The following is a 13,840-nucleotide window of genomic DNA, read 5'->3' on the forward strand; positions in this document are numbered from 1 at the left end:
AAGTGAGGTATCTAGTATGACCAAACGTTACAGTCGAAAACAACGGAAAACGCTAGAATCTTACTTCCGCTGTCTTTCAGCAGCCTGTATCGAAAGTAATACTCTACCATATTACTTTACTAATCATGAATTTTCGTTGATCCGAGACCGTTGGATCGGAAAACGGTTATTCAGTCTCGCATTATCTAAGTGGGGTATCTCAAACGGTCCAGAACTAAAACAACAGATTGATTGGTTCCTCCACCAAGGCGTACGTCAAGAATTCAAAGAATACCGCAATCAGATGACAGCTCTTACGGAAACGGCTCGCACTCAATACATCGAGTCTTCAAAAGAGGAAGCCCATTATGGAAAGTTATATCAAGTAAACTCTGGAATACAATCATTGCCTCCTGCTGGAATCTTTGCATTTGATTTAGCTTGGGTAATTCACTTATGTCGCATCGGTCGATCGCTTCGCTACTTATCAAAAGGAGAAGCATGGGATCGGATGATTCAAGCCTCTCAGCTCGCACAACAATCCTACTCTACATGGAGCGAATATCTGAATGCTTTTCTAGTAGGCAGGTTATTTCATGAATCAGAAGTAAACTTCAACTCTTCTGGAGGAAAAAACGTGGCTTCTTATATATCGATCTTGCTGTATTCACCTAAATCTCCACTATTAAAATTAGAGTGGAACCATCCATTATTTAAGGGAATAGACGAAAAAAGGGTCGGTTAGGATATCTAACCGACCCTAAAAAATATCACAGAAACTCGATCGTCTTTAATAATTTCTAGATCTCTTACTAGAAGGAAGCATATATTGTTCTGCTCTATCGTAAAGAGCAATTAGTTGTTTTGTAAAAGAGAACTTCGGCTCCATCCAATATACCAATAAGGCAGCCACCATACCAAAAAGAGCTCCCACTGCAACATCAATAGGATAGTGTACTCCTACCCAAATACGAGAGATCCCTACACAGAATGCCAAGACAAGCCAAGGCCATCCACTCTTTTTGTTCGCAAGCCAAAAAGAGAAACAAAAGGAAAAGAACAGAATCGTGTGGTCACTTGGAAATGAATTATCTATCTCATGCTCAACTAATTTACTGACATTTGATAAAACGGCAAATGGTTGATAATGAGAATGGAGAAGACCAGCTATTTTCCCAGCTATTTCAGCCAGAATAAAGGCTACTCCGCCACGAATGACCATTACTCTATTTCCATTATGGTAAGTAAACCAGTATACGACAATGCTCAAAGCCAACAAATACAATGTATATTCTGCTACAAAGATCACAACTGGATTTAGTGACGAAAATTCTTTACCCAAATCATTAATGGCGCGAAAGACATCTATATTGAATTGAGGAATGGACATTTTGACCCCTTCTTATTTCATAATATTTAGAATAATTTGTCTATTTTATTTCTAGTACGACTTTTCCATCTCTAGAGATTTTTCTAAACATGAATAAGCCGTCTCCATCATTCAGTTGATAATGTTCCTAGTATCCCCTAATGTATATCTGCTTTTTGGAAGTAGACGATCGTTGCAATGAAGCCAACCAAGGATGTAGCTGCAATACCAAAATACGAATACTCTGGGGGATAGGTCGCAAGTAGAGTCTTGTTAGCTATATCCCCTGCCGCTGCCCATGGAAACAAACCTCGATGTTCCGAATTACCAGACATAACATTTAATAACGTAGCGAGGATTGTTAGAATAATCGGCGGTACATAGTTCTTCGTTATAAGGGTGATCCAAATGACAGGACTTGATAAAATAAAACAAAGTACTCCGCCAACCATTGCTTTTTGAAAAGATTCTATGAATAGAGAGTTACTAAGTCCATCAAATTGTGCTAGTAAACCGAAGATCAAAGTGAGAGACCAGGAAACAAAAGTTAATACCATAATCCACATGAAGAGCAGGATACATTTGCTCAAAAGAAATTTCATACGTGATACAGGGATAGTTAGTAAATTTTTCAAAGTATCTTCTACATATTCTCGATTAAATAGATAGGCTGTGACTACTCCATATAATGGGACTCCTATGACTAAAACCGTGTATAAATTCGTTTGATAAAAAAGCTCATCAAACAGGACCGGTTCTACAACTTCGTCTTGCGTAATATAGGATCCTATCACCACAATAAAAGGGGCTACTGCTGCTCCAATGATACTGATTAGGAACATGTAGGATCGTTTTAGCTTTAAAAGTTCTGTATATAGGAGATTAACCAATCGAACCACCTCCAATTAATTTGGTAAAGTAGTCCTCTAGCCGATCTTCGCTCATCGCAATCTTGCTAACTTCAATATCATGGTTTACAAAAGTCTTATTGATCGTCCCCTGTTGACCTAGATGAGAGTAAACACGAATCGTTCCCTCGCTATGTACTTCGTAATCGGAAATGTCAAAATGACGTTCCAGAAGCATGGCCGCTTTATTCTCATTTGATACTTGGAACTCCAAATATTTGCGATTCCGTTTTCTAAGTTCAGAAAATGTGACCTCTTCTAATAAATTTCCTTCATGAATAATCCCTAATTTGTCTACTAGCTGTTCGATCTCGGATAAAATATGACTTGATATGAATATCGTAATATTTCGCTCGTTTGCCAGAGATTTGATCAGTCTGCGCATTTCCTTGATACCGATTGGATCTAGTCCATTAGTGGGCTCATCCAGTATTAGTAGTTCTGGATAATGAAGCAGGGCTCTAGCTATCCCTAATCTTTGCTTCATTCCTAACGAATATTTCCCTACTAGTTTTTTTGTTTCATCATGTAGTCCTACAATCTCTAGTGCTTCCTCTATCGCACTTTTCTTATGAACCCCCATAATCTTAGCGTTAATCAGGAGATTTTCTCTCGCTGTAAGATTTTCATAAAAACCTGGCACTTCGACAATCGAACCTATTCTCCGTAAAATTGCTTTTCGGTTTCGGAAAAGGTCTTCCCCAAATATTTCGATTTGTCCAAGAGTGGGCTTGATTAGCCCCAATAACATTCTGATCGTCGTTGTTTTGCCTGCTCCATTTCGACCTAGAAATCCATATATCTCTCCCTGATTCACCGTCATATTCAGGTTATCTACCGACCTCTGATCTCCATATATCTTGGTTAGACTAGTTGTTTTTATTACGGCACTCATTTTGGGACACCCTCTTTTCAACTGCTCTGCTTACATCATAAAAAGGTGGTTTTAACTGCTACTTATCCAGTTCTTAAATGATTCTTAAATAACGCCTTCCTTGGATTGGTTGTGCTTAGGCATCGAAAATGCAAAAGTAGTCTTTTCCCATGGAACACTTTCCACCCAGATTCTTCCCCCGTTTTTTTCTACCAGAGCTTTTGCAATGGACAATCCCAAGCCGCTGCCTCCACGAGAAGTTCTTGATCCATCGCCTCGGTACATCCGATCGAACACACTTCCAAGATCTACAGAGGAAATTCCAGGTCCTTGATCCCAAATGAATAGTTGATATTCATGGTCGCTTTCTATGAGCTGAATGCCTAGCAATTTTCCTTCCTTCCCATAATAAATAGCATTTTTCATTAAGTTTCCGATAATCCGTTGAAGACTAAGACGATCTGCATTGATATAGCAATTTTTTTCTGGAATGTTAACTTTGAACTCCATCTCCTGTTTTCCCATCTCAGGTAAAAACTCGATTACTGTTTCCCTTGCCATTTCTGCTAAGTCCAGCAATTCTACCTTTAGTGGCATTTCATCTGCATCTAACTTTGCCATCGTAAATATTTCATCAATCAATTGCTTTAGGGAACTTGCTTTTTTCGAAATAATCTCAAGATACTCTTGCTTTTCTTCTTCTGTAGGCGCTATATCATCTCGTAAAGCATCCACATATCCAATAATGGAGGTAAGGGGAGTTCGAATATCATGTGAGATGCTAGATAGCAGCCTTTTTCTTGCTTCTTGGGATTTAATAGACTGGACTTGAACTTTCTCTAGTTTCTCTATCAATTCGTTCATAGAAAAAATCACTTCTGCAAATACGCCATCTTCCTTCGTAAACAACCTTGTTTTGCTATTTCCATTCGTCGCTCTTCTTAGCTCTTCAGCTATGCCCTTGAGATAATGATCAAAGTGGAATCTCATAAGCAAAAGAATGCCTGTAATAATCAAAAGCGAGCTAAATAGAGCCCATTTCCAAATTCCTTGTGGTTCTAGGATCAAAAGAAATATGATCATCATCACTTGAAGGAGAAGCAGAAAGATACTTCTGTCATTATTCATCTTTTTCACCTACAAACTTGTATCCGATACCCCATACGGTTTGAATATATTGGGGGTTAGAAGGGTCTGTTTCGATTTTCATTCGAAGCTTACGGATATGTACCATAACAGTATTGTCATCTTCTAAGTAGTCACTGTCCCAAACATTACGAAATAGTTGTGTCTTGGTAAATACTTGTCCAGGATGGGTGACGAAAAACTTTAACAGTTGTAGTTCTTTTCCGGTTAAAGATATTTCTTCCCCCTCTTTCATCACGATGTATTTTTTTAAATCCACCATTAAGCCTTTAAATTGGATCAACGATGTTTCATTCGAACTATCATTGCTGCTATCACTACCTAGTATGAAAAACCTCCTCATAAGCGCCTTAACTCTCGCAACTACTTCGTGGATACTAAATGGTTTCGTAATATAATCGTCTGCCCCAATGGTAAGTCCTAATATTTTATCCACCTCATGATCTTTTGCTGTCAGCATCATGATCGGAACATTGGTTTTATTCCGAAGTTGTCTACATACCTCGATCCCATCTATTTTCGGCATCATAAGGTCTAAAATGATAAGGTTGTATTGATTTTGCTCAAATAACATAAGGGCTTCTTCTCCATCTACTGCTACATCTACCTTATACCATTCTCTTTCCAGATATTTTTTCAATAAATCTCGTATCTCTTTTTCATCCTCTGCAATCAATACTCGAATTTCGTCCATGGTTTCACCTACTCCTCCTATCATTTCATTTTGGCTCAAAGGTAAAAGGAACTTTATTTTACGGTTGACATATATTATCTCATCATTTATTGTTGCATTAAATAAAATCGGAAGGGTGACCCAATTACATGAAGTACTAATCCTATTTTTCGAAAACTCCATTGAAGGCAATTAAGCTTCTAACAGATGACTATTTCTGCTGTTTTAAGCGCTGTCTTTAATCGAGATTTCAGAATAGGATTAGGCTTCTATAGTTGGATCAAAAGGGCGAAGTCTCTTTTGATGTTCACCTATGCCTCCTATTCTGAATGCAGATAGGAGGCTTTTTTTGTCTCCAGAACATGATGAAAATGGGGATGATTATATGATGTTATTGGAAGCTACGAATGTAAAGCTGTATGTAAAAGATCGTTTATTAGCCGATATAGAAAGACTACAAATCCAGAAAAACGACCGAATCGGCTTAGTCGGAAGAAATGGAAGCGGAAAAACAACCCTGCTAGAAGTGTTAGCTGGAAAGAAGTCTCCTGACAAAGGGAATGTAATCACACACGGAATATGTGAGCTTTTGCCACAGCTAAAAAAGACGGATACAACCAAAAGCGGTGGAGAAGTAACACAAGAATACATTAACCAAGCAATCACTAAAAAACCAGATATTTTGTTAGCAGATGAGCCAACGACAAACTTGGATAAAGATCACATCGATTGGTTAGAGAAGAAACTGACGCGATGGCAAGGGGCGTTTGTCCTTGTATCACATGATCGTGCCTTTTTAGATGCTCTATGCACCTCGATCTGGGAAATCAAAGACGGACAAGTGAAAGAGTATAAGGGAAATTACTCCGATTATGTTGAACAAAAAGAATTAGAACATCACCAGCATGAAATGGCTTATGAAAAGTATGAGAAAAAGAAAAAGCAGCTGGAAGACGCATTGAAACTAAAGGAGCAAAAAGCAGAACGAGCTACCAAAGCATCCAAAAAAGTAAGCTCTTCCGAGGCAAGAAATACCAAGCCATATTTTGCGAAAAAGCAAAAGAAGTTACAAAAGACGGCTAAAGCGATGGAAACGAGATTAGAGAAACTCGATAAAGTAGAAAAACCGACAGAAATACCTGCAATTAAAATGAATTTGCCAAATGAAGAATCGTTTAAGGGTAGGATCATACTTCGTGTCAACGAAGTATCTGGTATCATCGATCAACGTACCTTGTGGAAAGCAACCAGTTTTACGATTCGTGGTGGAGATAAACTAGCGATCATCGGACCAAACGGGTGTGGGAAAACAACTCTCGTGAAAAAAATCATCCATCACGACGATGACGCGATCACGATCTCTCCATCGATGAAAATCGGCTATTTTAGTCAAAACCTAAACATATTAGATGTCGACCAATCGATTTTAGATAATGTACGCTCCACCTCCAAGCAGGATGAAACATTGATCCGAACAGTACTGGCAAGACTACACTTTTTTAGAGAAGACGTCTATAAAAGTGTTGCAGTATTAAGTGGTGGGGAACGGGTAAAAGTGGCGTTGGCTAAATTGTTTGTTAGCGACATCAATACGATCATTTTAGACGAACCAACGAACTTTCTAGATATTCATGCAGTGGAAGCACTAGAATCTCTTCTCCAAGAATACGAAGGAACCGTCATTTTTGTATCTCATGACCGCCAATTTATCGAGAATATCGCCACTCGTATTTTAGTAATAAACAATGCGGAAATAGAAATATTTGACGGGACCTATGATGAATACAAATATTATGTTCCCCAAGAAAGCCGCGATTCGTTAGAAGATCAACGGCTCATCTTAGAAACGAAAATAACAGACGTGCTAAGTCGGTTAAGTATCGAGCCATCTGCGGAGCTAGAAAGGGAGTTTCAAAAACTTCTAGCTGAGAAACAAAAATTAAAGTCCCAATGATTTGCATAGTGTTTTGCAAATGACAGGTACAAAAATGCACTGAGAAATGATGATCTCAGTGCATTTTATTTTATTTTGATAGCACATCTCGTCAAATCCATCCTTTTTCTTGTGCTATTTTAATAGCATGATGCCTTGATTCTACTTCCATCTTTTGAATAGCGGTTGACAAGTAATTTCGTACAGTCCCTTTTGTTAAAAAGAGACTTTTTGCAATTTGTGCTGTATTTTTACCTTCTGCAACGAAACGTAACACTTCCTGTTCTCGCTCTGTTAACGGATTCTCCTCTCTCATAAATAACGCGGAGGCCAACTCGGTACTGATCACTTTCTGACCTTTAGTCACCTTCCGAATTGCATCGATCAAAAAATCTATTGGTTCATCTTTCAATAGGTATCCTTCCACTTTTGCTTCCATCGCTTTTTGCAAGTATCCTGGTCTGGCAAACGTAGTGACGATCAAAATCTTACAAGACAAACTTTTTTCTCGAATCTTTTTTGCCACTTCAAGTCCTGTCATAATCGGGATCTCAATATCTAAAATACATAAATCAGGTGTGTATAATTCAACTGCTTCCAATGCTTCCTTTCCATCGGATACTTGTGCGACAACTTCTAGGTCTTCTTCTAATTGTAATAGTGAGGTCATTGCACCTCGTAGCATTTTTTGATCTTCTGCAAGGACGATGCGAATCATTTAGAATCGATCCTTTCTTGTTGATCTACAGGTACACTCAATGTCACCATCACACCACCATTGGAGGAAGCAGCAATGTTGGTATGTCCTTTTAGCAAACGGATCCGTTCTTGAATAGAGTTCAGTCCGTTTCCCTCCATTCCACCTTGTTCAAACCCGATCCCATCATCCTCAATGTGTATATAGTACCAATCATCTGTATATTCGCTCGTTATCCTACAATGTTGTGCCTTACTATGTTTGATCACATTGGTAATTGCCTCACGCAGAGACAAAGCCAGCATCGTCTCTGCGACTTTGGACAGTTTGGGTGTGGATGAACTCTTCCCTAAACTCAAGTGAATACCTGAGCTATCTAAAAATTTAGCCGTGTGCTCCATCTCTTCCTCTAGCGAAACAAACTTCATCGATGTCACAAGTTCACGAACTTGTTTTAATGCAAAGCGTGATGTGCCCATCACCTCATTCATTTCTCGTTTGGCCTGTTCGGTATTTTTGTCTATTAACCGAATCGCCAACTCACTTTTCAACGTAATCATGGTGAGTGTTTGTCCGAGAGTATCATGAAGGTCTCGCGCAATACGATGGCGTTCTTCCTCTTGAATGTACTTTTCCAGTTTTTCATTTGCGGTGGCAAGTTCTTGTCGTAACAATTTAGATCGTTCTTTCATATGAATCGCAATCGGTAATAATACAAGTAGGACCAGTATAGGAAAGTGAGTAGTTCCAAAAAAGGAGGTCCAATCTCCCCTCAAGTACATATGTGTTCCTACATACATCACAATAAATCCAAACATTCCTATCACCATATGGGTTTTGGAACGAACACGACCGAGTAAATCAGAGAAAATAAAAGCAAAATATACAAGGTTCTCATTATAAAACATCACAAAGACAGAAATTACAGCACATCCAAGGAGCGTAGATCCTAACATTCTCCAATCTCGAAACCACAAACTTACATAGAAGGCAAACAAAAAGAGGCCCAATAAAAGGAAACTGCCGACCAACCCAATTGGGTTATCGGCGGTAAGCACTCCATAGATTAATAATACAGTGAGAATTAAATCTACTATTAGATATTTTTCTATTTGGTCGTCAGGATACCACTTATATTTCACTGATCTCTCCTCCTGCCTACGATTCATTTTTTACCTATCATCATTCCTGTAAAGTACCTGCGGGCAAATTCCATCGGTCCAAACTTAAATCTCCGTAGCCAGAACATAGCAAATATCATTTGTAAGATACTAATTAGAAGCCAAATTCCAATTGTCATAAGGGAGTTGACTTTTCCTCCCAATCCTAATCCCCATCCATAAAAAATAAATGATGCCAAAATATTTTGTGTTACATAGCAACTAAGAGCCATTTTCCCTATGTCTTCAAAGCGAGACCAGAGCCACAGTCTCTCATTTATCTCTACCATTTTCGCAATCAGAGCAATATACCCAATTGATAAAACAGGTGCAAAAAGATAACGAACTGGGAAGTCAAAGACTCCTCCTGGAACAAAAGTGAGCAAGTTTAATGGGATCCCAATGCCTAATCCAATCCATAACATTTTATTTCGAATTCGTTTCCCTGTCTCGTCTGATGAAAAAGAACCCGAACGCATTAGTCGTATACCAGCTAAGAATAAAAAAATATTCATCGGAATAACGAAAATCGCTTCACTACGCAGTGGCAGAAAGTTCTCCAGTCTCGCTTGTATTTGCTCGATCCAAGTCCCATTTTGATACAGAGAAACCGTGTAATCCATATCACCTAGTAACATTACGCCAGATCCAAAATAAATACTGACTCCTAGAATATACAACATGACAACCGCATGAAAAGTTCCCGTTATTATCATCGCTCGCTTGATCAGCTTGTCACCGCCTTTGATAATAAACGAAACAATGATGGCAGTAACAGCGTAACTCATCAAAATGTCGTATTCCATCACAAGCGTGAAATGAATCAAACCTTCCATCAACAAGAATAGAGATGTCCATAAGTAGACCCCAGGCCAAGCAGTTCCTTTGCGTAAAGACTGTTGATACTTCAGTTCTAACCCTACTCCAAACATCATAGTCAATAAGCCTAAAAGCTTTCCATTAACCAAAAACAGAACAACTAACCTAAGAAAATCTTGGACAGACTCCCACCATATTGCATGATCTATCGTAAACAGATACGAAATGTCCCCTAAGTGGGCAAAAATCCAAATATTTGTCCCCAGTGTTCCTAATATAGCAAACCCTCTTAAAATATCGAGCAGCGGAATTCGTTCATTCGTTTTTTGCATCGCCTTTCCCTCACTTCGAAAAACTGATTGTTTCCTTCAGTTTATCTTTCAAGTGAGCAAGACAATATTCACAACTATCAGTTCCTCCATATGACAGGTGTCATTAAGTTTAGGATGCTTCTCATAACATATGAGATTTTCAAAACTATTTTTGAATTGAATGCATATGTTTAACCTAGATCGAAAATCAGGAGGAGCAAAAAGTGAGCAAAAAAATACTATTTTTTGGTGACGTAGGAATAGATGATACGGTTGCTCTAATCTATGCTTATCTAAAAGAAGAACTCGAGATTGTTGGTATTGTCGCAGACTATGGGAACGTTCCAAGGGAGCAAACAATTGAGAATGTCTACTACTTGATCAATCAAGTCAATCCATCTACCAACATTAGAGTGATTGGAGGAGCAATACGACCATTAACTGGAGAAGCTCCTGTTTTTTATCCAGATATACATGGAAAATATGGGTTAGGTCCGATCAATCCAGGAAATTCTATAGGCGAGATCGAAAACTTTTTTGAAATCGCCAATATCATCGAAACCTACCAAAATGAATTGATCATTGTGAATACAGGTCGACTAACATCCTTGGCTACTATGTTTATTTTATTTGCAGAGTTAATGAAATCGGTAAAATCCTATTACGTGATGGGGGGTGCCTTTTGGGTTCCAGGAAATGTAACTGCTGTTTCAGAAGCTAACTTCCATGCAGATCCCATCGCCGTAAAAATTGTATTAGAGTTTGCTAACAATCTCACCATCATTCCGTTAAATGTTACTAATCGTGCAATCGTTACTCCTGAGATGGTAGATTATATCCATTCCAAAGGGAAAGCACCTATTATCAAACCAATGTTGGATCATTATTATCGATTTTATAAAAATAGAAATCCTTCTATTCATGGAAGTCCTGTTCATGACGCTATCACATTGATGGCAGTAAACAACGATATATTCTCTTATCAGCACCTCCCTGTTCAGATCGTGCAAACAGAGGGAGTAGCTAGAGGGCAAAGTATTGTAGACATCCGTCCCTATATTCCATTTCCCCAAAATGCCAAAATACATAAAATCGCTTTTGACTTTGACTACCATAAGTTTTATATCGAGTTCATGACAACACTATCAGGTTAGAAATTCTCTTAAACATAACAAGAACAAATAAAATGCACTGAGAACATATTCCCAGTGCATTTTATTTGTTCTACCCCCCGTTGGGAAGGATCGAGAACAAAACTTCCCATTCCATCACATTTGTCTATTTAATATAATTACTATATAATAATTATTATAAATAAGTTCATTAAGATCATATAATATGACGAGCTGATGATCTAGAGTTCGGGACTACAGCTTGTCCCAAAGGATGTAGAATAATGACAACAAACGATAAATCAGCTATCTCTTTTCATCAGGTACACTACGCCCCTGATAATATGCATATCCTAAAAAATATTACTGGATCGTTTCCCGAAGGCAAAGTCACAACGTTAGTCGGGCCCTCTGGAGCCGGGAAAACAACACTGTTCAAACTTTGCAATGGTCTGATCTCTCCTGATTCGGGAGAGATTTATATAACAAATAAGATCATTAGTAGCTATGATCCAGTAGAATTGCGCCGTCGTGTTGGTATTGCACTGCAAAGCGCCCCCACGATCAGTGGTAGTGTAATGAAAAATCTTGCATTGCCGTTAGAACTTCAAGGAAAGCAGTTATCAGAAGAGGATGCAGTAGATTTATTATACGATGTAGGTTTGGATGCTACCTTTTTGCATCGCAATATAAAAGATTTGTCAGGTGGACAGCGTCAAAAGGTGTCTATTGCACGTACTCTGGTGAATCGTCCAGCAATATTATTATTGGATGAAATTACTTCTTCCCTCGATCCCGTTTCGAAACAAGACATCGAAGAACTCATTGCAAAAATAAACCAAAAATACGGTACCACTATTATTTGGATCACTCATAATCTACAACAAGCATTCAAAATTGGACACTACACTTGGGTCATGATGGATGGGGAAGTGATCGAGACTGGGGAAATCAGCTTACTACATTCTCCTAAAAATGAAAAAGTAGTTCAGTTTGTGAAGGGGGAAGAAAAATGAGCTATCTCACCTTATCTCTCACTCTTATTTTTGTTCTCATCCCACTGCTTCTATCTAAGACACTTAAATTAGGACTTGAAAAGGATACGATCATCGCTACCGTGCGTTCGATTATACAATTGCTCGGTATTGGATATGTTTTAAAATTTGTGTTTGATTCTGAAAGCCTAATTTATATCTTTTTAATCGTAGCACTCATGATTATCGTTGCTACATTAAATGTCCGTAAAAAAGGGACAAGCATTCAAGGAATCACGTGGAAAGTAGCGATTACATTAACGTTTGTGGAGGTACTTACCCAAAGTATTTTGCTTGGTTTTCACATCACACCACCAGAAGCACAATACATTATCTCCATTAGTGGTATGATCGTTGGTAACTCGATGGTACTCTCCATTTTGTTCCTCAATCGATTCCAAGCAGAAGTAGAAGCGCACCAAGATGAAACGGAACTAATCCTATCGCTTGGCGGAACACCAAAACAGGCTGTTCATACACAATTACAAAACGCAATCAAAGCGAGCATGATTCCTACCATTGAAAGCCAGAAAACAGTAGGACTCGTTCAATTGCCTGGAATGATGAGTGGTCAAATTATCGCAGGCGCTGATCCTATTCAGGCGGTACAATTCCAATTGCTCATTATGTTCCTATTGTTAACCACCGCCGCTGTCACCAGCATCATGCTCGGATTTTTATCGTATCCGACCTTGTTTAATCAGCGTATGCAGATGTTGAAGTTGAAATAAGATCCGACACAAAGAGAGAGTCTCATAATGGACTCTCTCACAGCTTGTCGACAAAGTTTATTATCTTAATAGGTCGACAGGCTTTTTTTAAGAATTATATAAATAGTGATTTGGTGTTTAAGAACCAAATCACTATTTATTTTGATTTTTAACATTCGAATAATCATCAACCAGATTCCGAATTTGTTTTAGTCACCTTGATAAAGTTACAATTTACATCTGTCGGCCATCACGATATAGAATGTAACCTACTGCATATCTGTTTTATATTTTAGGGTATGGATCGTGTATTACTCAACAACCTGATCCTCAATAAAATGCATCTTCTTAATTATCTTCTCAATTACCTTTCCTTCCTTACTTTTTTCATAAACATAGTATTTTTTTTGTGGCTCAGCATCTGACCAAATGATAGCTGCAATCAGATCATTCTTATGATGTTCTATCCGATCTGTATTCATGTAACTTTCATCAGGCTGCCAATCTCTTGGTAAATCCTCACTTTCCCTATAGAAGTACATATAAAAAATCCTATTTTTTCCTTCTATTACTTTCATTTCGCCTTCAACTGGATGATCCTTACTATATTTTTCAACTAATTCTTTCAGTTGTATTAAATCTTTCGGTGGATTTAGAATCATATAATGCTTTCTAACAGTCACCACTTCTTCATCCTTTTTACCAAAGGACTCTTCTGTATTGTCAATTTCCAAAATCTTTGTTTCCCCACTTGATTCCTCATTCTTTGTACATCCAATTAAGTATAATGGAATTAAGAATATACAAATCAAAAGTATAATTTTTGAATTAACTTTCATCATTCAAATTCCCCCTGAAACATCTCGTGATCCAACTCGAAATGATCATATAAACGAACATACATGCATGACTACTTTAAAGTGATTCTTCTCTACTGAAAACTTTTACTGTTACCCGATTCCCCCAAGTATCATTTACTGTAATTGTAAGTCCAGTTATATTATCACTCGTAATGTTAAACACCGGATAAGAAGTAACATCTGTATATATTGATAAAATTTATTTGATTCCTTTGTACTTTTATCAAACTTAAATGCTCTAGCTCATCAACTAAA

At 38.0% G+C, this 13,840-nt stretch carries 14 protein-coding genes; 5 read left to right on the plus strand and 9 right to left on the minus strand.

Annotation, left to right across the window (positions count from 1 at the left end):
* The first annotated feature begins 16 nt into the window (after positions 1–16).
* Positions 17–724 carry a DUF1266 domain-containing protein gene (locus tag VJ09_RS09275; RefSeq protein WP_044641203.1) on the plus strand — a complete coding sequence of 236 codons (708 nt, stop codon included), beginning with the start codon at positions 17–19 and terminating at the stop codon, positions 722–724.
* Positions 725–769: 45 nt separating this feature from the next.
* On the opposite strand, the gene VJ09_RS09280 is transcribed toward VJ09_RS09275, so the two are convergent.
* The 5 genes from VJ09_RS09280 to VJ09_RS09300 all read right to left on the minus strand — a co-directional run bounded on the left by VJ09_RS09280 (position 770) and on the right by VJ09_RS09300 (position 4,970).
* Positions 770–1,369 (minus strand): undecaprenyl-diphosphatase, encoded by a 600-nt coding sequence (locus tag VJ09_RS09280; RefSeq protein ID WP_044641204.1) that lies wholly within the window; start codon positions 1,367–1,369, stop codon positions 770–772.
* Positions 1,370–1,506: 137 nt separating this feature from the next.
* Positions 1,507–2,238, minus strand: coding sequence for an ABC transporter permease (locus tag VJ09_RS09285; protein ID WP_044641205.1), 732 nt, complete (start codon positions 2,236–2,238; stop codon positions 1,507–1,509).
* Positions 2,231–3,151 carry an ABC transporter ATP-binding protein gene (locus tag VJ09_RS09290; protein WP_044641206.1) on the minus strand — a complete coding sequence of 307 codons (921 nt, stop codon included), beginning with the start codon at positions 3,149–3,151 and terminating at the stop codon, positions 2,231–2,233. Before VJ09_RS09290 ends, VJ09_RS09285 begins: the two co-directional genes overlap by 8 nt.
* Before the next feature lie 84 nt (positions 3,152–3,235).
* On the minus strand, positions 3,236–4,258 hold the full coding sequence (locus tag VJ09_RS09295) for a sensor histidine kinase (protein ID WP_044641207.1): 1,023 nt from the start codon (positions 4,256–4,258) through the stop codon (positions 3,236–3,238).
* Complete coding sequence (locus VJ09_RS09300) at positions 4,251–4,970, minus strand: response regulator transcription factor (RefSeq protein WP_044641208.1); 720 nt, start codon at positions 4,968–4,970, stop codon at positions 4,251–4,253. Before VJ09_RS09300 ends, VJ09_RS09295 begins: the two co-directional genes overlap by 8 nt.
* A gap of 364 nt (positions 4,971–5,334) precedes the next feature.
* Between VJ09_RS09300 and VJ09_RS09305 the strand changes: the two genes are divergently transcribed.
* On the plus strand, positions 5,335–6,903 hold the full coding sequence (locus tag VJ09_RS09305) for a Vga family ABC-F type ribosomal protection protein (protein ID WP_044641736.1): 1,569 nt from the start codon (positions 5,335–5,337) through the stop codon (positions 6,901–6,903).
* A 91-nt stretch (positions 6,904–6,994) separates the two neighbouring features.
* On the opposite strand, the gene VJ09_RS09310 is transcribed toward VJ09_RS09305, so the two are convergent.
* The 3 genes from VJ09_RS09310 to VJ09_RS09320 are packed head-to-tail and all read right to left on the minus strand — an operon-like array spanning position 6,995 to position 9,890.
* Positions 6,995–7,600, minus strand: a complete 606-nt coding sequence (locus VJ09_RS09310) for a response regulator transcription factor (RefSeq protein WP_044641209.1) — start codon at positions 7,598–7,600, stop codon at positions 6,995–6,997.
* Positions 7,597–8,721, minus strand: a complete 1,125-nt coding sequence (locus VJ09_RS09315; RefSeq protein WP_044641210.1) for a sensor histidine kinase — start codon at positions 8,719–8,721, stop codon at positions 7,597–7,599. Before VJ09_RS09315 ends, VJ09_RS09310 begins: the two co-directional genes overlap by 4 nt.
* 23 nt (positions 8,722–8,744) lie before the next feature.
* Positions 8,745–9,890: a DUF418 domain-containing protein gene (locus VJ09_RS09320; protein WP_044641211.1), complete on the minus strand. Its 1,146-nt coding sequence runs from the start codon at positions 9,888–9,890 to the stop codon at positions 8,745–8,747.
* A gap of 203 nt (positions 9,891–10,093) precedes the next feature.
* Here VJ09_RS09320 and VJ09_RS09325 point away from each other — a divergent pair, with 203 nt between their 5' ends.
* From VJ09_RS09325 to VJ09_RS09335, 3 genes are all read left to right on the plus strand, one after another.
* Entirely contained in the window at positions 10,094–11,023 is a 930-nt protein-coding gene (locus VJ09_RS09325; protein WP_044641212.1) for a nucleoside hydrolase, read from the plus strand.
* 242 nt (positions 11,024–11,265) lie between these two features.
* The gene (locus VJ09_RS09330; protein WP_044641213.1) at positions 11,266–11,997 is read left to right on the plus strand and encodes an ABC transporter ATP-binding protein; all 732 of its coding nucleotides are present in this window, start codon (positions 11,266–11,268) and stop codon (positions 11,995–11,997) included.
* Entirely contained in the window at positions 11,994–12,746 is a 753-nt protein-coding gene (locus VJ09_RS09335) for an ABC transporter permease (protein WP_044641214.1), read from the plus strand. The genes VJ09_RS09330 and VJ09_RS09335 overlap by 4 nt, the downstream gene beginning before the upstream one ends.
* Before the next feature lie 290 nt (positions 12,747–13,036).
* Here the strand turns inward: VJ09_RS09335 and VJ09_RS09340 are convergent, their stop codons facing one another.
* The gene (locus tag VJ09_RS09340) at positions 13,037–13,567 is read right to left on the minus strand and encodes a hypothetical protein (RefSeq protein WP_044641215.1); all 531 of its coding nucleotides are present in this window, start codon (positions 13,565–13,567) and stop codon (positions 13,037–13,039) included.
* Between the last annotated feature and the right edge of the window lie 273 nt (positions 13,568–13,840).

Origin of the sequence: Risungbinella massiliensis, from assembly GCF_000942395.1 — a bacterium.
Classification (GTDB): Bacteria; Bacillota; Bacilli; order Thermoactinomycetales; family Thermoactinomycetaceae; genus Risungbinella; species Risungbinella massiliensis.